Source organism: Kitasatospora sp. NPDC088351, assembly GCF_040685575.1.
Lineage (GTDB): Bacteria > Actinomycetota > Actinomycetes > Streptomycetales > Streptomycetaceae > Kitasatospora.
Genome location: NZ_JBFBIL010000021.1, coordinates 13,038 through 36,179, shown reverse-complemented (window position 1 = coordinate 36,179; position 23,142 = coordinate 13,038). Strand labels below are relative to the sequence as shown.

The 23,142-nt window shown below is 73.8% G+C and carries 21 protein-coding genes and 1 pseudogene; 19 read left to right on the top strand and 3 right to left on the bottom strand.

From position 1 onward, the window contains the following. Window positions 1-18 precede the first annotated feature (18 nt). The 4 genes from AB0P06_RS17335 to AB0P06_RS17320 all read left to right on the top strand — a co-directional run bounded on the left by AB0P06_RS17335 (window position 19) and on the right by AB0P06_RS17320 (window position 4,077). Window positions 19-1,212: a type III PLP-dependent enzyme gene (locus AB0P06_RS17335; protein WP_363608136.1), complete on the top strand. Its 1,194-nt coding sequence runs from the start codon at window positions 19-21 to the stop codon at window positions 1,210-1,212. Further along, window positions 1,213-1,782, top strand: coding sequence for a GNAT family N-acetyltransferase (locus AB0P06_RS17330; protein WP_363608135.1), 570 nt, complete (start codon window positions 1,213-1,215; stop codon window positions 1,780-1,782). A 5-nt stretch (window positions 1,783-1,787) separates the two neighbouring features. Beyond that, window positions 1,788-3,035 (top strand): MFS transporter, encoded by a 1,248-nt coding sequence (locus AB0P06_RS17325; RefSeq protein WP_363608134.1) that lies wholly within the window; start codon window positions 1,788-1,790, stop codon window positions 3,033-3,035. 301 nt (window positions 3,036-3,336) lie between these two features. Further along, a complete protein-coding gene (locus tag AB0P06_RS17320) occupies window positions 3,337-4,077 on the top strand; it encodes a PIG-L deacetylase family protein (protein WP_363608133.1) in 741 nt (246 codons plus the stop codon). Window positions 4,078-4,159: 82 nt separating this feature from the next. Here AB0P06_RS17320 and AB0P06_RS17315 read toward each other — a convergent pair whose 3' ends face one another. Together AB0P06_RS17315 and AB0P06_RS17310 are read right to left on the bottom strand one after the other, a co-directional pair. Further along, window positions 4,160-4,354 carry a DUF1918 domain-containing protein gene (locus AB0P06_RS17315; protein ID WP_363608132.1) on the bottom strand — a complete coding sequence of 65 codons (195 nt, stop codon included), beginning with the start codon at window positions 4,352-4,354 and terminating at the stop codon, window positions 4,160-4,162. Window positions 4,355-4,441: 87 nt separating this feature from the next. Next, window positions 4,442-5,119, bottom strand: a complete 678-nt coding sequence (locus AB0P06_RS17310; RefSeq protein ID WP_363608131.1) for a TetR family transcriptional regulator — start codon at window positions 5,117-5,119, stop codon at window positions 4,442-4,444. A gap of 691 nt (window positions 5,120-5,810) precedes the next feature. Here AB0P06_RS17310 and AB0P06_RS17305 point away from each other — a divergent pair. From AB0P06_RS17305 to AB0P06_RS17240, 14 genes and pseudogenes are all read left to right on the top strand, one after another. Next, on the top strand, window positions 5,811-6,002 hold the full coding sequence (locus tag AB0P06_RS17305; RefSeq protein ID WP_363608130.1) for an aroma-sacti cluster domain-containing protein: 192 nt from the start codon (window positions 5,811-5,813) through the stop codon (window positions 6,000-6,002). Between the two features lies 1 nt (window position 6,003). Continuing rightward, window positions 6,004-7,770, top strand: coding sequence for a BTAD domain-containing putative transcriptional regulator (locus AB0P06_RS17300; RefSeq protein WP_363608129.1), 1,767 nt, complete (start codon window positions 6,004-6,006; stop codon window positions 7,768-7,770). A gap of 110 nt (window positions 7,771-7,880) precedes the next feature. Further along, a complete protein-coding gene (locus AB0P06_RS17295; RefSeq protein ID WP_363608128.1) occupies window positions 7,881-8,006 on the top strand; it encodes a hypothetical protein in 126 nt (41 codons plus the stop codon). Window positions 8,007-8,178: 172 nt separating this feature from the next. Then, window positions 8,179-8,304: a hypothetical protein gene (locus AB0P06_RS17290; protein ID WP_363608127.1), complete on the top strand. Its 126-nt coding sequence runs from the start codon at window positions 8,179-8,181 to the stop codon at window positions 8,302-8,304. 103 nt (window positions 8,305-8,407) lie between these two features. Further along, entirely contained in the window at window positions 8,408-9,679 is a 1,272-nt protein-coding gene (locus AB0P06_RS17285) for a glycosyltransferase (RefSeq protein WP_363608126.1), read from the top strand. A 28-nt stretch (window positions 9,680-9,707) separates the two neighbouring features. Continuing rightward, window positions 9,708-10,571: a hypothetical protein gene (locus tag AB0P06_RS17280; RefSeq protein WP_363608125.1), complete on the top strand. Its 864-nt coding sequence runs from the start codon at window positions 9,708-9,710 to the stop codon at window positions 10,569-10,571. Next, complete coding sequence (locus tag AB0P06_RS17275; RefSeq protein ID WP_363608124.1) at window positions 10,568-11,761, top strand: radical SAM protein; 1,194 nt, start codon at window positions 10,568-10,570, stop codon at window positions 11,759-11,761. Before AB0P06_RS17280 ends, AB0P06_RS17275 begins: the two co-directional genes overlap by 4 nt. Window positions 11,762-11,763: 2 nt before the next feature. Further along, window positions 11,764-12,750, top strand: a complete 987-nt coding sequence (locus tag AB0P06_RS17270; protein WP_363608123.1) for a hypothetical protein — start codon at window positions 11,764-11,766, stop codon at window positions 12,748-12,750. Then, window positions 12,747-14,147 (top strand): MFS transporter, encoded by a 1,401-nt coding sequence (locus AB0P06_RS17265; protein ID WP_363608122.1) that lies wholly within the window; start codon window positions 12,747-12,749, stop codon window positions 14,145-14,147. The genes AB0P06_RS17270 and AB0P06_RS17265 overlap by 4 nt, the downstream gene beginning before the upstream one ends. Then, window positions 14,144-17,290, top strand: a complete 3,147-nt coding sequence (locus tag AB0P06_RS17260) for an adenylate/guanylate cyclase domain-containing protein (RefSeq protein ID WP_363608121.1) — start codon at window positions 14,144-14,146, stop codon at window positions 17,288-17,290. The genes AB0P06_RS17265 and AB0P06_RS17260 overlap by 4 nt, the downstream gene beginning before the upstream one ends. Then, window positions 17,283-18,158 (top strand): S8 family serine peptidase, encoded by an 876-nt coding sequence (locus AB0P06_RS17255; RefSeq protein ID WP_363608120.1) that lies wholly within the window; start codon window positions 17,283-17,285, stop codon window positions 18,156-18,158. Before AB0P06_RS17260 ends, AB0P06_RS17255 begins: the two co-directional genes overlap by 8 nt. Next, window positions 18,148-18,825, top strand: coding sequence for a GAF domain-containing protein (locus tag AB0P06_RS17250; protein WP_363608119.1), 678 nt, complete (start codon window positions 18,148-18,150; stop codon window positions 18,823-18,825). Before AB0P06_RS17255 ends, AB0P06_RS17250 begins: the two co-directional genes overlap by 11 nt. Window positions 18,826-18,831: 6 nt before the next feature. After that, window positions 18,832-19,881 carry a hypothetical protein gene (locus AB0P06_RS17245; RefSeq protein WP_363608118.1) on the top strand — a complete coding sequence of 350 codons (1,050 nt, stop codon included), beginning with the start codon at window positions 18,832-18,834 and terminating at the stop codon, window positions 19,879-19,881. A gap of 109 nt (window positions 19,882-19,990) precedes the next feature. Then, a pseudogene (locus tag AB0P06_RS17240) lies at window positions 19,991-20,176 on the top strand (hypothetical protein); the annotation flags it as partial. Window positions 20,177-20,284: 108 nt separating this feature from the next. On the opposite strand, the gene AB0P06_RS17235 reads toward AB0P06_RS17240, so the two are convergent. Then, a complete protein-coding gene (locus AB0P06_RS17235; protein WP_363608117.1) occupies window positions 20,285-21,316 on the bottom strand; it encodes a zinc-binding alcohol dehydrogenase family protein in 1,032 nt (343 codons plus the stop codon). A 527-nt stretch (window positions 21,317-21,843) separates the two neighbouring features. Here AB0P06_RS17235 and AB0P06_RS17230 point away from each other — a divergent pair. Further along, window positions 21,844-23,091 carry a YcaO-like family protein gene (locus AB0P06_RS17230; protein ID WP_363608116.1) on the top strand — a complete coding sequence of 416 codons (1,248 nt, stop codon included), beginning with the start codon at window positions 21,844-21,846 and terminating at the stop codon, window positions 23,089-23,091. Window positions 23,092-23,142 lie beyond the last annotated feature (51 nt).

The window sequence follows — 23,142 nt, the reverse complement described above, 5'->3', positions numbered from 1 at the left end:
CGTACCCGGAGCATCGACATGCATCAGAACACATCCATCCGCGCGGCCCTGGCGGCCGCCACCGACGACCTGCTCGTCTTCGACCTCACCGGGATCGAGGGCCAGTACGCGGCACTGCTGCGTGAACTGCCCGGTATCGCGGTGCGCTTCGCCATGAAGGCGTGCCCGGTCGACGAGGTCCTGGCCTGCCTCGCGGGGCGGGGCGCCGGCTTCGACGCGGCCAGCCCGCACGAGATCGAGCAGGCCCTCCGGACCGGCGTACCCGTCGACCGGATCCACTACGGCAACACCATCAAGTCCGACCGGAACATCGCCGAGGCGTACCGGCTCGGGGTCAGGGACTTCGCCACCGACAGTCTGGAGGACGTGGCGGCGATCGCCGCCCACGCCCCCGGCGCCCGGGTGTTCTGCCGCCTCGCCACCACCGGGGAGGGGGCGCTCTGGGGCCTGAGCCAGAAGTTCGGCTGCTCGGCCGACGACGCCGTCCGGGTGCTGGAGGCCGCGCGGGCGGCGGGCCTGACACCGTCCGGCCTCTCGGTCCATGTCGGCTCGCAGCAGATGACCTCCGAGGCCTGGCAGAGCGCCCTGGACTCGCTGGCCGACGTCCTGGTGACGCTGAACCGGCGCGGGATCCTGCTGGACCACGTCAACCTCGGCGGCGGCCTGCCCGCGCTCGGCTGTCTCGACAAGCGGGGCCGGCTGCTGGACCCGCCGCTGGACAAGATGTTCGCCGTGCTCCGGGAGGGCATGCAGCGCCTGCGGGAGGTGTCGGAGTCGCCCCTGGAGTTCCTCATGGAGCCGGGGCGGCACCTGGTCGCCGACCACGGCGCCATCCGGGCCCACGTGTCCCGGCTGTCGTCCCGTCAGCAGCTCACCGGTGAGCGGCAGCACTGGCTCTACCTGAGCTGCGGGAAGTTCAACGGCCTGTACGAGATGGACGAGTTGCGGTACCGGCTGGAGTTCCCCACCCACCCCGGCGGGACGTCGGTGCCGGCCGTGGTCGCGGGCCCCACCTGCGACAGCGACGACGCCTACGCCCACGAGGGCGACCTGGTCCCGGTCCCCGAGGCCGCCGCCTCGGGTGATCCGGTCTGGATCCACTCCTGCGGTGCCTACGCCACCAGCTACGCGACCCAGGGTTTCAACGGCTTCCACCCGCTTCCGTACACCTGCGTCCGCGGTGCCGGCGACTCCCCGGAAGGTTCTGAGTAGATGGACGACGACATCCGCATCCGGCCGCTGGCCGACGACGACTGGGAGGGCGTCGCGGCGCTGGAGGCCGGCGCCTACAGCGCGAGCGGTCTCTCCGAGGGGCGGGCCGCGCTGGAGTCCCGGGGACGCTCCTCGCCCACCACCTGCTTCGCGGTGGAGCGCCGGGGGCGGCTGGGCGGCTATCTGCTGTCCCTGCCCTACCCGCTGTTCCACTGCCCGGACCTGGCCCGGGAGGAGCGGGCCGGCTTCCGGTCGAGCAATCTGCACGTGCACGACGTGGTGATCGCCGAGGAGTTGCGCGGCCGGGGGCTGGCCCCGCGGCTGCTGAACCACCTCGCCCGGACCGCCCGGGCGCAGGGGTACGAGCGGCTCTCCATGGTGGCGGTCGGCGGCACCGAGGTGCTCTGGTCCCCGCTGGGGTACAGCGCGCACCCCGAGGTCGCGTTCCCGGAGAGCTACGGCGCCCACGCGGTCTACATGTCCATGGCCCTGGGGGCGGCCCCGGCCGAGCCCTCGAAGCACACCAGCGATCCGTTGTACGGGTCACCACCGAAAGACGAAGTGGGCTGATTCACATGTTCCGTGTTCGCGATGAATTCCACCGAGCACTACTGGCCATCGCAGCACTGTTCTGCCTGCTTGGCTTTCAGTACGCGACCTGGGTGTCGCGGCTGCCCGCGCTCAAGACCCGGCTCGACCTGAGCGAGGCCGAGATCGGCCTGCTGCTGATGGCCTGCGGCGTCGGTGCGGCCGTCTCCTTCCCGCTCGTGGCGGTCCTGATGAAGCGGCTGGGCTCCCGGCGCCTGGCCGGGCTGTCGGCGCTCTGCCTGGGTCTGCTGCTGCCGGCCCTCGCCGTGGTGCCGAACTACCCGGTCGCCCTGCTGGTTCTCTGCGCCGACGGCATGGCCGTCGGCTGTCTGAACGTCGCCATGAACGCGCAGGGCGCCGCGCTGGAGGTGAGGTTCCAGCGGACCGCGATGTCCAAGCTGCACGCGACGTTCAGCGCCGGCTCGCTGCTCGCCGCGCTGCTCGCCTCCGCGGTCAACGCGTTCACCACCACCCTGATGGTGCACTTCGCGGTGGCGGCCGTGCTCCTGGTGCTGCTCCTCGGCCTGGCCCGGCCCGGGCTCCTGACGGAGGACCAGCGGCCCGGCGAGGCGGCCGATAAGGCGGAGAAGGCGGAGAAGGCGGAGAAGAAGGAGCGCCGCAAGCTCAGCCTGCCGTCCCGGGTGACGATCTGGATGGGCGCCGCCATGGTGTTCGGCACCGTCACCGAGGGCGCCATGAACGACTGGTCGGCGCTCTACATCAAGGACGTCGTCCACGCGGCGCCGTCGCTGGCCCCGATGGGCATCGCGGTCGTCTCGGTGATGATGGTGCTGGCCCGGATCTTCGCCGACGGCTGGCGCAGCCGCTTCGGCGACGGCCGGATCGTCCGGGTCGGCAGCGTGCTGGCCGGTACCGGGCTGGCGCTCGCCCTGCTGGTCGGCGGCGTGGTGCCGACGCTGCTCGGGTTCGCCTGCGTCGGCCTGGGCGTCGCGGCCGTGACCCCGTGCGTCTACGTGGCCGCGGCCCGCCAGGGCTCCGAGGCGCTGGCCCTGGTCGCCGCGATGGGGACGACCGGTCTGCTGGCCGGCCCCGCGGTGATCGGCTTCATCGCGAACGCCACCAGCCTGGTCTGGGGCATGGGCGCGGTCGCCGCCTCGGCGGTCGTCGTCTCCCTGTGCGCCACCCAGATCCGCTGGCCGTCGCTGGAGAAGGACGCGGGCACGCAGGGCGACGACCTGGCCCTGGCCGACCGGCTGACCCCGGACGCCTCCTAGGGTTCCGCCCCGACCACTCGGCCGGCCCCGTCGGCCACGCCCGCCCCGCCCGTAGCGGCGTGGCGGGCGAGGCCGTCGCGCAGCCGGGTGAGCCGCTCGATCTCGGCGTTCAGCGCGGCCGGCCGCTGCGGGTGCCGGGACGCAATCCCTGACCCGTGCGTCAGGGGCAGGCCCACCGGGGTGGCAGCGGTGTCCGGCGGCCGACCGGACGGTGATCTTCTAGAGTCACCCGCGGTACGACCGTCCGAAGGAAAGGCCGTACGACCGCGCGACCGCACCCGCCCGGAAAGGCAGCACCACCATGAGCGAGCAGGCACCCGAGCCGTTCGAGCCCGTCACCGAGAACTGGCAGACCGCGCTGGCGGTCGTCGCCCACCCCGACGACATGGAGTACGGCGGGGCCGCCGCCGTCGCCCGCTGGACGGCCCAGGGCAAGAAGGTCGTCTATGTCATGGTCACCAGCGGCGAGGCCGGGATCGACTCGCTGAGCCCGGAGGAGTGCGGCCCGCTGCGCGAGGCCGAACAGATCGCCTCCGCCGCCGTGGTCGGCGTCGACACCGTCGAATTCCTCGGTTACCCGGACGGTGCGCTGGAGTACGGTCTGCCGCTGCGCCGCGACATCGCCCGCGCGGTGCGCCGCCACCGCCCGGACATCGTGATCACCAGCAACTTCCGCGAGACGTACGGCGGGACGCTCCTCAACCAGGCCGACCACATCGCGGTCGGCCGGGCCACCCTGGACGCGGTGCGGGACGCCGGCAACCGGTGGGTGTTCCGCGAGCTGACCGCCGAGGGCCACGAGCCCTGGAACGGGGTGCGGGAGATCTGGGCGGTCGCCTCGCCGCTGGCGCGGCACGCGGTGGACACCACCGGGTACTTCGACCGGGGGGTGGCCTCGCTGGAGGAGCACCGGGCCTATCTGGCCGGGCTGGGCGGCGCCATGGGCGACCCGCGGGAGTTCCTGGAGGGCTTCGGCCGGGGCGCGGGCTGCCGGCTCGGGGTGCGGTTCGCCGTGCCGTTCGAGGTGTTCCCGCTGCGCTGACGCCGGGCGTCGGCCGCTTTGCCGCACGCCGCCGCCCCCGGCCGCCTCCGTGGTACCGGGCGGCGGCCGGCGGGCGGGCGCGTCAGTGACTTGCCTGGCGGGTCTCGACGACGCAGTCGGGGCCTGGGTAGATCAGGCCCGTGTGGCCGTCCTCGAAGCGGACCACGTACGGCGGTTCGCCCTCGGTGCCGCGGATCTCGATGATCTCGCCCTTCTGGTCCACCATGCCCACCGACCGACTGTGGATGTGGAGCTGGTCACCTACCGCTGCGTGCATGGTCTGCTCCTCGGGTCGCGGTGGCCGCCTCGGCGGCCGTTCTGCTTCCACTGTGCGGCGGCGGGAGCGGGCTCGCAACGCCTCGGCTCAATCGTGTCCCAGCTGCTCCGCAAGGTAGCAGCGGACCAACCGCTTGCATTCGGCGATCAGCACCGGGTCGCCGTCCGGATCGCTCCGGAAGGCGAGATTGAGCACCGCGTCGGCCGCCTCCAGCGCGACCCGCAGGCCGATGGTGAGGGCCACCGGGTCGGCCGCCGCGAACACTTCGCCGCCGAGGGCCTGCAGCCGCAGCGCGACGGCCGCGTTGTTGTCCAGATCGGTGTCCAGCAGGTGCCGGTCGCCCCGGAAACCGGTCGGGCCACTCGTGCCGGCCAGGCCGAAGTCCACCTGGCCGAAGCCGGGGACGTCCCGCTTCATCGCGACGAACTCGTCCACCGCGAGGTCGGTGAACCCGGCCGGTCCGGCGGGGGCCCCGGCGGACAGCCGGCGGTCGAGGCGCTGGAGGTAGTGGTCGAGGTTGCGGTGGGCCAGCGCGGCCAGCAGGTCCTCCTTGCCGGAGAAGAACTGGTAGAGCGTGCCGATCGGCACCTGGGCGCGGTGCGCGACCTCCTTGGTGGTGAGCGCGGTGGCGCCGGCCTCGTCGAGCAGCCCGGCGCAGGCGTCCAGGATCCGCTCGTAGCGTTCCTGGCTGCGCTGTTGCACCGGCCGCCGCCGGGCAGGCACGGTCCGCCCGGCCGCCTGGTGGCTCCTCGTGTCCGCGCTCATGGGGCCACTGTGCCGCATCCGGTGTTCCGGCGGCGAATCACGAACATGAGTTTTCCTCATGTTCTGGCCGCGGGGGAAAGGAGCGGGTGAAACGGCCGAGGGGGCGCCGGGATGCCCGACCGCCTCCACCCGTCGGGCCACCCGTCCGGCCACCCGCCGGGCCACCCTCCGGCGAAGTGGCCGGGCGGGTCGGCCGTACCGGTGCGGGGCGTCAGGACGGGCGTGGACCGCGAGCAGGCCCGGCGGGGGCGTCGAGGGTCCGCCGCCCGGGGGCTGCGTGCGCATGACCGCACCGTAGTCGGCGATCGGGCCGGCCGGGAGGTCATTTCCTGACCCCCCTCGTCGCCACCGACCGGTGTGGAACGGCCGACGAGCCGCGATCGATTCCGGCGGGCCTCCGCGCCTTGGTCCAGGGGCCCTTCCGGATGTCCGGTCACGTCCCAAACCCTTTGCCTCGCAGATATGTTGGCACGATCAGGGCTGGTACGCCCTCTTGCCGGTGCCGGGCACTGGCGTCAGCATGAGGGCAGCGCGGCCGGCGGAACTGAGACTTCAGTCCAGGTTTCAGGCCGGACTCTTCGCGCTGGTTGTCGCATCGGCTCCGGCCGGTGGCGCCCTGTGGCCAGAGGTCCCATGGGCGTCGCCCGGGCCGAGGACGATGACGTTCTGGGACACGACACAGGAGGGGAATATGACCTTTGACGCCCTCGCCGCCCTTCGGCAAGCGGGGAACCCGGTCGATCTGCTGACGCCGGAGCAGCAGGACGTTCTCTCCCGGCTCACCGAGGACGAGGTGGCGGTCCTCAACTCCGTCAAAGAGCGGCTGGACGCTGTTTCGGACGCCGAGGTAGAAGGGCATTCCACCGCTATCAAGTTGGCGTGACATGGCCGTTGGTTTCGGGATTCTCGGCCCTCTCCGAGTGCTGGACGACGGCCGTTCAGTGGACCCTGGAACGCGGAAACAGCAGATTCTCCTGGTCGCGCTGTTGTGCCAGGCGAATTCACGGGTGTCGTTCGACGCCCTGGTCGAGGCGCTGTGGGACGACGCGCCGCCGCGAACGGCCCGCAAGAACATTCAGGTGTACATATCCGCGCTGCGCCGGCTGGTCGGCGCGGAGTCCGGCTCGCGGATCAGCCACCAGGCCGGCGGGTACGTGCTCCACGCGGCGGTCGGGGAGCTCGACTCGCTCTGCTTCGAGCAGCGGGCCCGGGCCGGCGAACTGGCCGAGGCCCTGGCGCTGTGGCGCGGCTCGGCCCTGGACGGGTTCCGGGACGTACCACTGATCAACGCCGCCGCTCAACGGCTGGACCGGCGCTTCCTCGGGGTCTTCGAGGACTGGACGGAGGCGGAGATCGCGGCCGGCGGCGGGCCCGCCGCGATCGAGCGCGTCACCGAGATCGCTCAGCAGCACCCGTTCCGGGAGCGGCTGCGCATGCTGCAGATGACCGCGCTGTGCCAGGCGGGGCGGCGCTCCGAGGCCCTGGCGGTCTACGACGAGCTGCGTCAGTCGCTGGCCTACGAGCTCGGGCTGCCGCCCAGCCCGGCGCTGGCCCGGTTCTACCGTTCGCTGCTGTGCGAGCAGGTGCCCGCCGAACCGCGGCCGGCCGCTCCGCGCCCGCGTCGGGAGGTCCCGCCGAACCTGCTGCCCTGCGATCCGCCGGCCTTCACGGGGCGGGTGTCGGCCACCCGGCACCTGACGGACGGGCTGGTCCGGGGCGGCAACCGGCTGGCCGTGGTGACCGGCCCGCTCGGCGCGGGCAAGACCGCGCTGGCGGTCCACGTCGCGCACCGGCTCGGCGACCACTTCCCGGACGGCCGCCTGTTCGTGCGGCTTCGTGGCGAGGACGGCAGACTGCGGCCGCTGGAGGACGTGCTGCGCCAGCTGCTGGCCGCGGCCTCGCCCGGCCGGCCGGAACAGCCGGGCCCGCCGGACCCGCGGTGGGCCTGGCAACTCTGGCTGACCGGGCGCCGGGCCCTGGTCGTCGTCGACGACGCCCGGCGGGAGTGCGAGGTGCGGCCGCTGCTGCCGGAGGCCGGGGAGAGCGCCGTCGTGGTGACGGCCCGGCCCCGGCTGATCGGTCTGGAGGGCGCCCACCGGCTCTGGCTCTCGCCCTTCGCGGCGGAGGAGGCGGTGGAGTTCCTGGGCCGGGTGATCGGCATGGACCGGGTCGACGCGGACCGCGAGTCCGCCGGGCGGATCGTCAGGGCGGCCGGGTTGCTGCCCCTCGGCGTCCGGCTGGTGGCCGACCGGCTGGCCTTCCTGCGCCATGTGCCCTTGCGGGAGTACGGCGCGCGGATGGCGGGCACCAGGGCTCTGCTGGACGAGTTGTGCGGGGGCGACTCGGCGGTGCGCGCCCGGCTGGCCGAGTCGATCGAGGACCTGCCCGAGGCCGCGCACTGGGCGGTCCTGCGGCTCGGCAGGCTCGCGGAGCCGGTGTTCACGCTGGAGCAGGCCGCCGCCGTGCTGGATTCCGACCCGGACACGGCGGTGCGGGTGCTGGAGCACCTGCTGGAGGCCAGCCTGCTCACCGTCCCGAACGTGGAGGTGCTCGCGCACACGGTGCAGTACGAGATGCCGGCGCTGCCCTACGCCTACGCGCGGGAGCTGGCGGCCCGCGCGGCCGACCGTGTACCGGCGTCGAGTCACTGACTGATCGTCATGCCGCTGTCGAACCGCCGGCCAGCCGTCGTCATACCGGGGGCCCGCACGGTGTCTCCCGAGCCGGCGTAGCGGACGCCGCCATCGCAGAGGAGGACAGCATGCCCGAGTCCGTCAACCCGGAGCCGGCCGAGGTCGAGGCCGAGGAGGAGGACGTCGACGTCGTCGCGCACGGTGCGCACGACGACGACGCCTGCTGCATCGTCAACTTGACCGCGTCGCTCTGACCCGACACGTCGATCCCCGGGCCCTGCCGGGCGGGTTGTGCGGGACGGTGTCGAGACGCTGACCAATCGTCATACCGATATCAAACCGCTGACCAGTCGCCGTCAAACCGGAGATCCGCAAGATTTCTCTTGAACCGGCGTAGCGGACGCCGCCATCGCAGAGGAGGACAGCATGTCCGAGGACATCAACCCGGAGCCGACCGAGGTCGAGGCCGAGGAGGAGGACGTCGACGTCGTCGCGCACGGTGCGCACGACGACACCGCCGGCTGCATCGTCAACAACAGCTCGGCGCTCTGACCCGACACGTCGAGTCGTGAGGACTGAGCGGGCCGCCCGGCCTCCGGCACAGGCTGCCGGAGGCCGGGTGGCCCGCTCGACGCCCGACCGCCCCGGAGGCGCCGTGAACATCCTGCTCTGCCCGCTCAGTGACGGCGGCTACCTCTACCCCGCGATCGCGGCCGGGCGTGAGCTGCGGCGCCGGGGTCACCAGGTCGGCGTGCTCGGCCGGTCCGCCGCCGCGCCCGTCGCGGCCGAGGCCGGCCTGCCGTTCGCGGCGGCCGAGGACTTCGGCGGGCGGCGGGCCTTCTCCGCCGCCTGCTGGGGCACCACCGGGCCGGCCCAGTACCGGGCGACCGTGCGCGCCGCCCGGCAGGCCGGGGCCGACCTGCTGGTCACCTCGGTGCTGTGCAACGGCGCCCTGCTCGCCGCCGAGGCGCTGGACATTCCGGTGGTGGTGATCGGGCTCTCGGTCCACCTGTGGAACTACCGGACCGGCGGGGACGATGAGCCGCAGCTGGGCCGGACCAGGAAGAACCGGACCCACGCGTGCCTGGAGCTGTACACCGCCACCCGGGAGCAGGCCGGTCTGGCCGGGCGGCGTCCCCGGTGGCCGGAGAGCCCGCTGCTGGGCGACGCGCTGCTGCTCCGCGGCGACCCCGTGCTGGAGTGTCCGGGAGCGGTGCTGCCCGAACGGGTGCACCACGTCGGGCCGCTGGCGTGGGAGCCGGCCGCCGACCAGGCCGAGCTCGCGGCGGTCAGGGCCCAGGTGGAGCTGTCCGGCAAGCCCGTCGTCTATGTGCATCTGGGCCGCTTCTTCGGGGGTGGCACCCCGTGGCCCCGCCTCAACGCCACCTTCACCGACGGCCGGTTCCAGGCCGTGGTCGAGCAGGGGCGGTCGACGGATCCGTGGCCCGCGCCCGGCGCCGACATCCTGCTCGTGCGCAAGCCGTGGATGGGGCCGCTCATCGATCTGGCCGGACTGGTGCTGACCAACGGCACGTCCGCCCCGGTGCTGGCCGCACTGGTGCGCGGCCGGGTCCTCGGGGTCTCGCCCAACGGCGCCGAGCAGCCGCTGCTCTCCGGGGCCTGTCTGCGGGCCGGTGTCGCCGCGCACATCCCGAGAGCGGTGACGCCGGACCCCTCCGGTCCGCTCGAATCGGCTTGGCAGAACGACCTGTTGCGGGAACGCGCCCGCGAACTCGGCCACCGGCTCGCCGCGGCGAACAACCCGGTCCGCGCGGCCGATGTCATCGAGCGGGCGGCTCAGCGGTCCGCGACCTCCAGGACTAGGGAGAAGCATGGGTACTCGGTCCACCGGCCTGGACAAGGCGGCCGTGGAGAGGCTGTCGGAGGGAGCGCTACGGTGGATACGGCTGCACTCGGCCTATCTTGACTCTGCGTCAGGTCGTGCCGAGCTTCCGGTGACCCCTCGGGTGAAGGCGCTGCTGCAACTCGCCCTGCTGTACCGCTGCTGGGAGAAGGCCGCGCCGTCGGACCCGGGCCTGGGCCAGGTGGCCGCGACCGTCGAACGGGTCTGGCAGAACCCGGACCACGCGGGCCTGCTCACCCTCGACCCGCGCTACGCACGGGCGTTCCAGCTGATATACGGCGCGCTGGCACCCGCCGGGCTCGCCGGAGGGCCGCACCGGGCCGCGCTCGCCCGGGTCGAGGACGACGGCTTTCTGACGCCGCGCGGGAAGTCGCCGTACCTCCATCTGGAGACCAGGTACTACGCCGATCTCGCGGGCGTCGGCCACCGGTTGCACTCCTACCGGGAGCTGTACGAAGCCAGCCTGCTGGCCCGGCACGGTGACGGGCGGCCGGTGGCCGGCCTGGACGTGTGCGACGTGACCCACACCGTCTTCTACCTCAGCGACTTCGGCTTCCGTGATCCCGGACTGACCGGCGAGGACCTGGAGCGGGCCCGCCGCACGGTGTGCCGGCTCACCGACCACCGCGTGGACCGCGGGGACTGGGACCTCGTCGGAAAGCTCGTGCTCGCGCAGTACTGCCTCGGCATCGATCCGCTGCGGACCCCTTCGGGGGCGGCCGGTCTGTCGATGCTCGCCGAGGTCCAGTCGTCCGGCGGCGCGATCCCCGGACGGTCCGCCACCGACCGGGCCGACGCGGCCGCGACCGCCGTGGAGTTCTTCCGGGTGGCGTACCAGGCGACCCTGGTGACGGCGCTGGCCGCAGTGATCGTCTCGCGCGGACACGCCGCCGGCCGGCCGGCCGGCGGCGTGGTCACCGAGGAGCGGTCACCGGCCGTGCGGGAGGCGTTGTGAGCCGGGCACAGGCCGACCGCGTCGACGGCGTGCGCATCCTCCAGGGCAAGCGGAACTGGTGGTTCCTGGGCCCGGGCGGCGGGGTGGCCCGCCTGCGTCCCGGGCAGCTGACCGCCGACGGAGCACTGCGGCCGGGCACCGAACGCCGGCTCCGCGAGCACGGACTGCTGCCCGCCGCGCCGCCGCGCACCTACGCGCTGACGGTGCTGACGAGCACGCACTGCAATCTGGGCTGCGGCTACTGCTTCCAGAACACCGAGCAGGATCCGGCCGGCGGCAGCCGCCCGCCGCGGATCGCCCAGACCCGTCTGACCTCGGAGACCATCACCTCCATCCTCGACTTCACCGAGCGGCAGATGGCCGCGGCCGGCCTGGAGCGGCTCAGGATCCTGCTGTTCGGCGGGGAGCCCCTGCTCAACCCGCGCGGCTGCCTGGAACTGCTGGAGCGAGCGGCGGACCACGGGCTGGTGTCCGCCTGGATGATCTCCAACGCCACCTTGCTCACCCCGGCGCTGACCGGCCGACTGGCCGCGCTCGGGCTGGAGTCCATCCAGGTCACCTTCGACGGCGACCGCCCCGACCACGACCGGATCCGGGTCCGGAGGTCGCACGGCAGCGGGACCTTCGACACGATCGTCCGCAACATCGTCCGGGCGTCCGAGGCGGCCCCGGTCCGGTGGATCCTGCGGGTGAACGTCTCCCAGGAGACCTTCCAGGGGGTCGACGCGCTGATCGACCGGCTCGCCGCGGCGCTCGACCCCGACCGGTGCACCCTGTACTTCGCCCAGGTGGGGGACGTGGGCGTCGGCTACGGGAACGACCTGCTGCACGGTGGAGAGCTGTCGGCCCGCTTCACCAGGTGGCAGCGCCGGGCGCTCGACCTCGGGTTCGGCGTGAGCCGCCCGCAGTCCCATCAGCCGTGTTCCACCTGCGGTTACGGTGACGGCCGCTACGGCGCGGTGGTGAGCGCGGACGGGACGCTGTCGAGCTGCTGGGAGACCGCGGGCAGGCCCGACTGGGAGGTCGGCACGGTCACCGGCGGATACCTGCCCGGCGCACAGACCCGGGAGCGGTGGGTCGGGTGCGAGGACCTGTACCGGCACGGCGAGGACGAGCGGACGCTGGCGGCCTTCCACGACACCGTGGACGCGGCCCTGCTCGACTACCTGGATGAGACGGGGCGACTGTAGACATGTCATCAGATCTCGACCGGCTGTCGGCCGGCGCGCTCGGCTGGCTGGTCCGGAACCTGGACCACTTCGATCCGTACTCGGCGAGCGCCCGGCCCCTGGAGCACGGGAAGGCGAAGGCCGCGCTGGAGCTGGCGCTGCTCTGCCACTGCTGGGCGCGGCTGGGCGACGAGGACGACGCCCGGCTGGGCAAGGCGACCGCCGTGGTCCGCACGGTCTGGCAGCACCCGGACTTCCCGCGGCTCATCACCGGCAGTCCCAGGTACGCCGCCCAGTACGCGCTGGTCTACGCCGCGCTGGCACCCGACGGGATCGATGACACGCAGTGCCGGGCCGGGCTGGCGCGGCTGACCGACGACGACCTGTCACCGCGCGGGAAGTCGCCCTACCAGCGACTGGAGTTCCGGTACTACGCGGACAAGGCGGGGGTCCGCCACACGATCGAACCCTACGAGGAGCTCGCCGGACAGAACGTGCTCGTCACACTGGCCGCCGCGGCGCCGGGAACGGACCGGCCGGACCAGGCGGACCAGCCGGCGCCGGACGGCACGCCGCCGGACAGCACGGCGCCGGACGACGCGCCGCCGGTCACCATCGCGGAGGCGTACGGCATCACCCACTCCGCCTTCTACTTCAGCGACTTCGGCCGGACCGGCCCGGCGCTGTCCGACGACGCGGTGGCCGGCGCGACGGAACTGGTCCGCCGGACGCTGGAGTACTGCGTCCGGCACGACTGGTGGGATCTGGTCGCGGAACTCGTCATGACCCAGGCCTGCCTGGGAGCGGATCCGCTCCGCACGCCCCTGGGCGTCGCCGCCGTCGAGTGCCTGGCCCGGGCCCAGCGGCCCGACGGCGCGATTCCCGGACGGTCGGCGAGTACCAGGGCCACGGCGGCGGAACCGGCCGGAGCGTTCTTCGAGAAGGCCTATCACACGACCCTGGTGACCGCCCTCATGTCGCTGGCCGTCTCATCGGCGCGAGCCTCATGAGGCTTCGGCTGACCCTCATCAACCGCGACTACACCCGCCTGTGGTTCGGGCAGGCGGTCTCGTCCGTCGGAGACGCCGTCTTCAGCACCACCCTGGTCCTGTGGGTGGCGACCGTGCTGGTCAAGGGGAAGCCGTGGGCACCGCAGGCGGTCAGCGGTGTCGTGCTGGCGACCGGCATAGCCGTGCTGTGCGTCGGCCCGGTCGCGGGCGTGTTCGTCGACCGCTGGGACAAGCGCGCCACGATGCTCCGCACCGAGGTGGTCCGCGGCGGGCTGGTGGCCGTGCTGGCCGCCGTCTCCTTCCTGCCGGCCGGCGACCTCCCGATCGGGGTGTGGCTCGGCCTGATCTATGGGACGGTGCTGGTGCTCAACGCGGCCAGCCAGTTCTTCGCACCGGCGCGGTTCTCGGTCATCGCGGAGCTCGTCACGGGGGAGGCCGACCGCGCGCGAGCGGCCGGCATCGCCCAGGCGACCGGTCAGACCGCCTGGATCATCGGACCGCCGCTCGCCGCGCCGCTGCTGTTCACGGTCGGCCTGCAGTGGGCGCTGCTGTTCAACGCGGTTTCCTACCTGGTGTCGTACATCGCCATCCGCTCGGTGGACGTCCGGCCCGCACCGGCCGCGGGCCGGGACCGGCCGGGCGCCGAACGACCCGGGCTGGTCAAGGAGTTCACGGCGGGCGTGCGCTTCTTCGCGGGCAGCCGGTTCCTGGTGGCGCTGTTGCTGCTCGCCGTGATCGGCCAGTTCGGCATCGGCGCCCTGGGCACCCTGAACGTCTTCTTCGCCACCAGGAACCTGGACGTGTCCGCCCGGCTGTACGGCTACCTCGGCATGGCGATGGGGATCGGCGGGATCCTCGGCGCGCTGGGTTCGGGCCGGGTGGTGCAGTGGATCGGCGCCCGGAGAACCACCTGGATGGGCCTGCTGGTGAGCGGCACCCTGCTGGTCCTGTACTCCCGGCAGGTCGTCTTCCCCGCCGCGGTGGCGCTGCTCTTCGTCTTCGCCGTTCCGCTCACCATGCTGAACACCGCGATGTCACCGCTGCTGCTCGCCGCGGCCCCCCGGGAGTTCCGGGGCCGGGTGGTCGCGGTGTTCTATCCGGCCACCCAACTGGCGTCGATGCTGGCCGCGGTGGTCTCCGGCTGGCTCGCCAGCAACGGCCTGCGGGACTTCTCGGGCTCGGTGGCGGGCCTGCGGTTCGGCCCGATCGACACGATCCTCACGACGGCCGGAGTCGTCATCGTCCTTTCCGGCGTCTACGCCCGGATCGCCCTCCCCGTCACGGACACCGCGCCGGCCGACGCTTCCGGCACCGCGCCGACCGACCCGGCCGCGTCCGACCCCGCGCCGACCGACCCGGCGCCGTCCGAACCCGCCCTGGAGAAGGGCGCACCGTGAACTGCCCCGCGTGCGGACGGAGCGCCGCCGACTCGGACAGGTTCTGCGCCGGCTGCGGCGCGCCGCTGGCGGCCGACGCCGCACAGCGCGAGACGCGCAGGAAGGTGTCCATGCTGTTCCTGGACCTCGTCGGCTCGACCGCGCTCGCGGAACGGCTGGACCCGGAGCCGCTGCGGCAGGTCATGGACCGGTACTTCGCGAGCTGCGAAGCCTGCATCGCCGAACACGGCGGCGTGGTGGAGAAGTTCATCGGCGACGCCATCCTCGCCGCCTTCGGCGCCACCGTGGCCCACGAGGACGACGCGGTGCGCGCGGTGCGCGCCGCCACCGGGGCGCTCGCCGCGCTCGCCGGCCTCGCCGCCGCACTCGACGCCGAGTACCAGGTGAAGCTGGAGGCACGGGCCGGCGTCTGCACGGGTGACGTCGTGGTGATCACCAGGGCGGGGGACGACTTCCGGGTCATCGGGGACTCGGTCAACACGGCCAGCAGGCTGCAGACGGCCGCCCGGCCGGGCGAGGTGCTGCTCTGCGCCGACACCGCCGCCATGGTGCGCTCGCAGGTCGGCATCGAGCCCGTCGCCCCGCTGCGGCTGAAGGGCAAGGCCCACCCCGTGCCGGCCTGGCGGGTCACCGCTCCGGTGCAGGTCGCCGACGCCCCGCCGACCACCCCGTTCATCGGCCGGGCCGACGAACTGGAGGAACTGGAGCACAGCTTCCGGAGGGTCCGGCGGCGGCGACAGGTGTGCCTGGCCACGGTGATCGGCGCGCCCGGAATCGGAAAGTCGCGTCTGGTACGGGAGTTCCTCGCCACCCTGCCGGACGGCGAGGTGACCGTGCTGTCCGGACGCTGCTCGTCCTACGGCCGGGGGATCACCTACCGGCCGCTGGCCGAGATGCTCGGCTCGCTCCCCGGCGGCTGGCCGGCACTCACCCGGCTCCTGGCGGAGGACACCGACCCGGCGGGCGGAACGCCGGCCCACGGCCTGGTGGCACACACCCTCGGCACGGTCGTCGACCAGGACGGGGGCCCCGGCCAGGTCGGTGTCGAGGACATCGCCTGGGCGGTGCGGTCCCTCCTGGAAGCCCTCGGCCGGTCACGATCCGTGATCATGGTCTGGGACGACCTGCACTGGTCGGAGGAGACCCTGCTGGACCTCATCGACGAGGTCGCGACCTGGCTGCACGGCGTCCCCGTGCTGCTGCTGTGCGTCGCCCGCCCCGAACTGCTGGACATCCGCAGCGCCTGGGGCGGCGGGAAGCCCTGCGCGACGACGCTGGAGCTCGGACCGATGACCACCGATCAGACCGCCGAACTGGTCGGGCAGCTGACGCTGCGCAACGACGTCTATCCGCAGGGCTACCAGGAGGTGAACAGCCGGGTCGCCGCACTCTGCGACGGCAATCCGCTGTTCGCCGAGCAGCTCATGGACGTCTTCGCCGAGACCGCCCCCGGCACCCAGATCCCGCCCACCATCCAGGCGATGCTGGGCGCCCGGCTGGACCAGCTGCCCGGAACCGAACGCGGCCTGCTGGAGCTCGCCGCGGTGATCGGGCGCGAGTTCACCCGGGAGCTGCTGCGGGTGATGGCCGAAGCGGACGGCACCGGCGCCGCCGCGGCCGACGCGGCGATGGCCGGACTGGCCCGGCGGCGCGTCTTCGAACGCGGCCCGGCCGGCACCTTCCGCTTCGCCCAGGCACTGCTGCGCGACACCGCCTACGAGTTCACCCCGAAGACCCGCCGCGAGCGCTGGCACGACTTCCTGGCCGAATGGTTCTCCCGGGAGCAGCCGCAGGACGCGATGGCCGTGGCGTACCACGTCGAGGCCACCTGCCGACTGCGCCGGCAGCTGCGGCCGGGTGACCCGCGACTGCCCGTGCTGGCCGGGCCGGCGGCGAACACCCTGATCGCGGAGGGCATGAACGCCCTGGCCCGCAAGGACCTGCCCGCGGCGGTCCAGCTGCTGGAGCGCGGGCGGGAGCTGCTGCCGAGCGGGGATCCCCGCCAGACGGCGCTCGCACTGCACCTCTGCGACGCCGGGCTCTGGCTGCAGGACGAGGAGCGGTGCCGCGGCGCGCTCGCCGCCGCCGAGGCCGCGCTGCCCGGCGACCGCAGGTCCGCGGCCACCTGCGCGGTCCAGCGCGGCATCGTCGAGCTCCGGCTCGGCCTGGCGCCGCCCGAATCCGTGGCGGCGGCCGCGGCCGGGATCGCGGCGGAGCTGGAGCACGACCCCGGGGACGAACTCAGCTGGTGCCGGCTGCACCAGCTGCGGGCCTACCTCGAACTCGCCGCGGAGCGCGCGGCGTCCGCCGAAGCCTCGCTGGGGCTCGCGCTGGCGCGGGCGCGGGCCATGAACGACCGTTACGAGGAGGACCGGCTGCTCTGCGCCGTCTGCGAGCTGGCGCAGTGGGCGCCGACGCCGGTGGCCACCGGGCTGGAGCTGTGCGCCATGCTCGGCCACCGGTTCGCGGCCGGCCGCACCCTGCTCATCCCGGTGCTGGTGACCCGGGCGCACCTGGAGGCGCTCGGCGGCGACCTCGACGGCGCACGACGCACCCTGGCCGACGCGCTGACGTACTCCCGCGACGTGCACCTCGACCTGGCCGACGCGGTGGTGCTGGACGCCTCAGGTTTCGTGGAGTCGCTGGCCGGGGCACACGAGGCGGCCGAAGCGCGATACCGCCAGAGCCTGGGCGTGCTGCGCGCCGCGGAGCACGCCCCGGACACCCGGAGCACCGAGGTCGCGATCGCCAGGGAGCTCTTCGCCCAGGGCCGGGTGGCCGTCGCCGCGTCGGCGCTGGACCGGATCGACCGGGACGCCGGGACGGCGGGCCTGCGGGCGCGGCTCGGCTCGGCCGCACTGCGCGGCCGGATCGCCTCCGCCCGGGGGCGCCACGAGGAGGCGGTCGCCGAAGCCATGGCGGCCCGGTCCCTGGCCGCCGGCTCCGACGACCTGTGCCTGACCGGGGAGGCCCTCTTCGACCTGGCGATCGTGCTCAGAGCGGCCGGGACGACCGGACGGGCGACGGCCGAAGGGACCGAGGCGTTGCGGAGGTTCGAGGCCAAGGGCGCCACGCTGCCGGCCGCCCGGGTCCGCGCGTGGCTCGATGCCGGCGAACCGGGGCCGGGTGGTACCGGTGAATGACCTCCCGCCCTGGCGCAGGCCACCGCGCGACCACTTCCCGGGCGTGCCCGCGTGGAGCATGCCCGCGTCCGTGATGCCGCAGGAGCCCTTCGACGTCAGCCCGCTCGGCCCGGTCACCCCGGAGTGGGCCTGGGGGGACGCGGACGGCTCCGGGGTCCGGGTCTGCGTGCTCGACAGCGGCGTGGACGCCGACCACCCGCTGGTCGGCGGGCTCGACCGGGCCATGGACGTGACCAGGGGAGAGGACGGCGACCTCACCGTCACGCCCACGGAACCCGGCGACGCGGCGGGGCACGGCACGGCCTGCGCGAGCGTGATCCGGTCCATCGCCCCCGCGGTGTCGCTCACCTCGGTGCGCGTCCTGTCCAGCGGCAGGCACGGCAGCGGCGCCGCCCTGCTGGCCGGACTGACCTGGGCCATCGAGGAGGGCTTCGACGTCATCAACATGAGCCTCTCGACGACGAAGACCGACTTCCGCGACGGCCTGCGCGACCTGTCGGACTCCGCCTACTTCCGGCGCTGTGTCATCGTCGCGTCGGCCCACAACATGCCGGTGCGCAGCTACCCGTGGCCGTTCGCCTCGGTCATCTCGGTCGCCAGCCACGATGTCCCCAACCCGATGACCTACTACTACAACCCGTCACCGCCGGTCGAGTTCTACGCACGGGGTGTCCGGGTGCCGGTGGCCGGCCCCGGCCACCGGCAGCTGCTCAGCACCGGCAACAGCTTCGCGACCCCGCACATCGCGGGCATCTGCGCGCTCATCCTCAGCAAGCACCGCTCGCTCACGCCGTTCCAGCTCAAGTCCGTCCTCTACCTGGCCGCCGAGAACGTAGCCGTACCCGATGGAGGCCCACGTGGCGACTGACCCGCTGGAGAGTGCCGAGATCCCGCAGCGCAGACTGCTCCAGTCGATCGTGGAGGTCGCCCGCAGCGTCTTCGGCGCGGCCGCCGCCTCCGTTCTCCTGGTGGACGAGGAGAACGGGGACCTGGTCTTCGAGGCGGTCGCCGGCGAGGGCGAGCACCATCTGCTGGGGACGAGGTTTCCGGGCGGCACCGGGATCGCCGGCTGGGCGATGGTGTCCGGCCAGCCGCTGGTGATCGACGACGTGTCGGAGAACCCCCGGTTCGCCCGCAAGGCGGCGGAGTTCACCGGCTATGTGCCGCGCAGCATCATGGCCGCGCCGCTCATCTGCGCGGGCGACTGCGTCGGGGTGCTGGAGGTGCTGGACCGCGACAGCCGGCAGCGCTGCGACCTCGGCGACATGGCCTCCCTCGGGCTGCTGGCGACCGAGATGGCGACGGTGCTGGAGCTGCTCCTCCAGCTCCGGTCGAGGGACGCCGAGCACGGCGCGCGGGCCGGGAAGGCCCGGCTCCCGCGGCTCGACACGGCCCTGCTGCAACGGGTGGCGGAGCGGCTGCCCACGGCATCCGAGCAGGTGGGCGCGACGGTGGCCAAGCTCCTGGTGATGGCCGACGAGCTGCTGGCCGACGACCTGCCGCCCGACGACCTGCCGCCCGACGGCGACGGCTGACCGGCGATGGCTGACGGTCACCCGGCCTTTCTCGCCCAGCTCGGGCAACCCGCCCGGGTCGTCGACGTCCGGCCCCGGCCCGTCCCGGCTGTGCTGCTGCTCAGCCGCGCGTGCGACGGCGACCTGGACGCGGTACAGAACCTGCTCGGTGCCGCGGGGATCCGGTCGGCCCGGCTGAACGCCGAGGAACTCGTCGCCACCGACCTGCTCGTCGCCCCGGACGGGCGTGCGGTCCGGCTGAACGGCCGCTGGCTGACCCCCACGGTGACCTGGATCAGGCACTTCTCGGTGTCCGCGATCGAGAGCACGCGGGATCCGGCCCACACCGTGTTCGTACGGGAGTCCTGGCAGGCCGCGGCCGGCCAGCTGGCGGCGGTCTCCGGGACGACGATCCGCCCGGGCCGGCCGGGGATCCTCTCCCAGCTGCGGCTCGCCCGGCGGCACCGGATCGCGGTGCCGCGCACGATGCTGACCACCGACCCGTCCCACGCCCGGGACGAGTTCGACTGCCCGCGGCTGGTCGTCAAGGCGGCACACCACCACTTCGTCGAACCGGCGCCGGGGCGGCTGACCGGGGTCTTCCCCACGGTCGTCGAGCGGGACGGCCCGCACGGCCTGCCCGCCGGTCCGTGCCCCGGGCCGCCCGTGATCGTGCAGGAGTACGTCGAGCACGAGGCGGAGCTGCGCGTCTACTACGTGGCCGGGCGGCTCCACACGTTCCAGGTCGGCAAGGCCTCACCCGCCGACCCCTGGACCGCACCCGACCGGATGGAGATCCGCCCCGTGCCGCCGCCGCCGGCGGTGGCCTCCGCCACCAGGACCCTGGCCGCCGCGATGTCGCTGCGCTACGGCGCGTTCGACTTCCTGATCAGCGACGGCACGCCGGTCTTCCTGGAGGTCAACCCGGACGGCGACTGGCGCTGGGCCGAGCAGCGGACCCGCACCGCCCCGGTCACCACCGCGGTGGCCGCCATGCTCGCCGGCCTGCACCGCAAGGCGCTGCCCTCGCCGGGCGAGTTCGACCTGCTGGGATTCCTGCTCGGACCGTCGGCCTGACCCCTCCCGGCGACCGGGTTCCTCCGCCGCCGGGCGCGGAGACGCCCGGCCCGCCCGGCCTTGACGGCCCGGAAGGCGATCTCGGCCCTGGGCCGCCGGGGCCGGTCACCGGGCCGCGGCGGTGGTCCTCGACCTCCTGCGACCGCTCCCGGCCCTGCCCGTCGAGGCCCCCACCCCCGTCGACGGCCGCGCCCACGCGGTCGGCTACGCCACCGCGGGCGCCTTCCACACCGCGTTCCGCCGCACCCTCGGTACCACGCCGAGCCGCTGCCTGCGAGAACGCGGCATCCGCTGAGCTGCCCTGCCCCGGTTCCCCCGGATCCACCCGGCGTCCTGACGAGAGCAGCCCGGTCGAAGCCGGCCGCCGTCGCGAAATGCCACGTCCGGGTTCTCCCGCGCGCTGTCAGTCCGCGAGCAGGACGGCGACGCCGGTGACCCGGTCGGCCGCCAGGTCCGCCAGCGCCCGGTCGGCCCGGTCCATGCTGTACCGCCGAACGCGGACGGTCGGGTGGTGGAGGGCGGCCTCGGCCAGGTAGGCGCGGCCGTCCTCGCGGGTGTTGGCGGTGACGCTGCGAAGCGTCCGCTCCTGGAAGAGATGCCGCTGGTAGTCGAGCACGGGGATGTCGCTGAGGTGGATGCCGGCCACCGCCAGCGTTCCGCCGCGGTCCAGGGCGGACAGGGCCACCGGTACCAGGTCGCCGACCGGCGCGAAGAGAATCGCCGCGTCGAGCGGCTCCGGCGGTGCCTCGTACGCGCCCCGGGCGGACGCCGCGCCCAGCTCCAGCGCCAGCCGCCGGGCCTCCTCGGCGCGCGTCAGGACGTGCACGGTGGCACCCCGGACGAGGGCGAGCTGCGCCGTCAGGTGCGCGGAGGCGCCGAACCCGTAGATCCCCAGCCTGCCGCCCGCCGGCAGTTCGGCCCGCTCCAGGGCCCGGTAGCCGATGATCCCGGCACACAGCAACGGCGCCAGTTCCTCGTCGGGAGGCCCTTCCGGCAGCCGGTAGGCGAAGCGGGCGTCGACCACCGCGTACCGGGCGTAGCCGCCGTGGATGTCCCAGCCGGTGTACCGCGAGTCCGGGCAGAGGTTCTCGCGGCCGGCCCGGCAGTACCGGCACACGCCGCAGGTACCCGCCAGCCAGGCCGCACCCACGCGGTCACCGGGGGAGAAGTCCCGCACCTCATGGCCGCGGTGAAGGACGCGGCCCACGACCTCGTGGCCCGGCGTGCACCGCGGGGTGTGCGGCCCGAGGTCGCCCTCGGCGAGGTGGAGGTCCGTTCTGCACACACCGCAGGCGGCCACCTCGACCAGCAGCTCCCACGGACCGGGTTCGGAGACCGTTCGCTCCACGCGTCTCAACGGGCCCGACGCCATCGGGCCCGGACGTTCCACCACCCACGCCACCGTGCGGACGAGGCCTCCAGCGGACGCTGCCATCTCCGGCTCCTTCCTCGCGGCACCCTCCACCCGGTTCCTGGGCCCGGCCAGGACGGTCGGCGGAGCGCGACTCGCCACTCACTCCATCGTCCACCCCGCCCCGCCCCGGCGGCCCGGCCCGGTCGGCCCGGTCCGCCGGATGGCCGAGCGACGGGCGCCGGCTGCCCCGCGCGGGTGAAAGCGTTGCGCTGTCCCGGTGTTCCGGCCACCGCAGGTGCTCGCCACCGACGCCCCGGGGAACGCCCCCTGCCGTAGCCGATCGGCTACTCGATTTCACCGAAGGGAGAGATGTCATGGGTGCGGATGCAGCCTGGTGCCTGAACGACGCGTCGCCGGAAGGGGAGGACCTGACCCCGGCGGAGGAGCGCCAGCTCGACGAGATCGAGAACAGCGCCGGCGACGCGAACTGACCTCCGGGGCTCACATCCGGGTGGGCGTACGGCATCGGGCCGGCGCCCACCCGGCGTGTGTCCGCAGCACCGACCACGCCGTAGGAAGGAGCGCCCGGCCCCGGGCCGGGCCGGACCATGACGACATCACCCCGAACCACCACCACCCCGGTCCAGGCAGGGGAGCGGGAACTGGACCTGGTCGAGGCGTGGAGCCGCGGGCAGGACGCCGCGGCCGAAGCCGGCCTGGCGGCACGGCTGTCGGACCGTGGCGACGCGTGGCGCTGTGACCTGCTGCGCACGGACGGCTCCCGGCCGCCCGGCGCCACCGGATCGGGCAAGGGCGACCCGGCCGCGGCACGGGTGGGCGCGCTGTTCGAGGCACTTGAGCACTACCACAGTCACGCTGCCCGGGTGCGCCCCGAGGACCTGGTCCGGCACCGCGCGGGCGACCTCGCCGCCGGCGAACTGGCCGACGAACCGGGGGTCCCCCTGCTGGCACGGAGCCCCGCCGCAGGGGTGGCCTGCCGCCGTCATACCGCGCTGTGCGGCACGGGGACGCTCGACGTTCCGCTCCTGCTCACCTGTCCCTCGTACGTGAGCAGCGCGGAGGGCGCTCGGCTGCGGGGCCTGGCCGGTGACACGTTCGCGTACGCGTCGGCCTCGCGCTACAGCAACAACAGCGGTACCGCGAGCGGTGCCTCGACCACCGAAGCGGTGGTGCACGCGCTGGCCGAGACGGTCGAGCGCGACGCCTTCTCGCTCCTGCTCGTCGACACCTTCCTCGCGGCGTCTCCGGCGCGGCTGCGGCTGGTCGACCCCGGCACCCTGCCGGACGCCCTCGCCGCTCTGCTCGGGTACGCCGAGCGGCGGGTGGGGCGGCGGGTCCGGCTGATCGAGATGACGACCGATCTGCGGGTGCCCGCCTACTGCGCCCATGCCGCGCCGGACGGCGGGTTCAGGTTCCAGGGGTACGGGGCTTCGCTGTCGGCGGCCCATGCGGTGCGGCGCGCGCTGCGCGAGCTGCTGCAGATCTCCGCGCCCGCGGAGCGGGCGTTGTGGGTGCCGCGCGATTTCGGGGCGCTGAGGCGCCGGCCGCGGCTGCTGGCCGCCGGGCGGGCGGATTTCGGGCCGCACCTCGCGGGTGCGGTGGAGGTGCCGTTCCGGGAGACCGCCGCACCGGCCACGGCCCGGGGGCACCTGGACGACCTGGTCGCGATGCTCGGCGCGCGCGGGTTCCGGCCGTTCGCGTGCGTGCTGCACCGGGCTTCCAACGGCGTGTCGACGGTGAGTACGTACACGCCCGGGCTGGAACGCTTCCTCGTTGTGACGGGCGGGAACGCGGTGGTGCCCGGGCCGCGCGGACGGGCCGTACGCGGCGGGTGACGGGCCCGGTGGCGGAGGGCGCTCCCGGCGCGGCCGCTGCGCCGTGCCGGG

Bases quoted from the DNA above. Each gene is read 5' to 3' on its own strand.
- AB0P06_RS17270 (WP_363608123.1), top strand. From the start codon at position 11,764: ATGTCATCAGATCTCGACCGGCTGTCGGCCGGCGCGCTCGGCTGGCTG.
- AB0P06_RS17265 (WP_363608122.1), top strand. From the start codon at position 12,747: ATGAGGCTTCGGCTGACCCTCATCAACCGCGACTACACCCGCCTGTGG.
- AB0P06_RS17245 (WP_363608118.1), top strand. From the start codon at position 18,832: ATGGCTGACGGTCACCCGGCCTTTCTCGCCCAGCTCGGGCAACCCGCC.
- AB0P06_RS17300 (WP_363608129.1), top strand. From the start codon at position 6,004: ATGGCCGTTGGTTTCGGGATTCTCGGCCCTCTCCGAGTGCTGGACGAC.
- AB0P06_RS17320 (WP_363608133.1), top strand. From the start codon at position 3,337: ATGAGCGAGCAGGCACCCGAGCCGTTCGAGCCCGTCACCGAGAACTGG.
- AB0P06_RS17235 (WP_363608117.1), bottom strand. From the start codon at position 21,316: ATGGCAGCGTCCGCTGGAGGCCTCGTCCGCACGGTGGCGTGGGTGGTG.
- AB0P06_RS17290 (WP_363608127.1), top strand. From the start codon at position 8,179: ATGTCCGAGGACATCAACCCGGAGCCGACCGAGGTCGAGGCCGAGGAG.
- AB0P06_RS17335 (WP_363608136.1), top strand. From the start codon at position 19: ATGCATCAGAACACATCCATCCGCGCGGCCCTGGCGGCCGCCACCGAC.
- AB0P06_RS17310 (WP_363608131.1), bottom strand. From the start codon at position 5,119: ATGAGCGCGGACACGAGGAGCCACCAGGCGGCCGGGCGGACCGTGCCT.
- AB0P06_RS17230 (WP_363608116.1), top strand. From the start codon at position 21,844: ATGACGACATCACCCCGAACCACCACCACCCCGGTCCAGGCAGGGGAG.
- AB0P06_RS17330 (WP_363608135.1), top strand. From the start codon at position 1,213: ATGGACGACGACATCCGCATCCGGCCGCTGGCCGACGACGACTGGGAG.
- AB0P06_RS17295 (WP_363608128.1), top strand. From the start codon at position 7,881: ATGCCCGAGTCCGTCAACCCGGAGCCGGCCGAGGTCGAGGCCGAGGAG.
- AB0P06_RS17325 (WP_363608134.1), top strand. From the start codon at position 1,788: ATGTTCCGTGTTCGCGATGAATTCCACCGAGCACTACTGGCCATCGCA.
- AB0P06_RS17305 (WP_363608130.1), top strand. From the start codon at position 5,811: ATGACCTTTGACGCCCTCGCCGCCCTTCGGCAAGCGGGGAACCCGGTC.
- AB0P06_RS17315 (WP_363608132.1), bottom strand. From the start codon at position 4,354: ATGCACGCAGCGGTAGGTGACCAGCTCCACATCCACAGTCGGTCGGTG.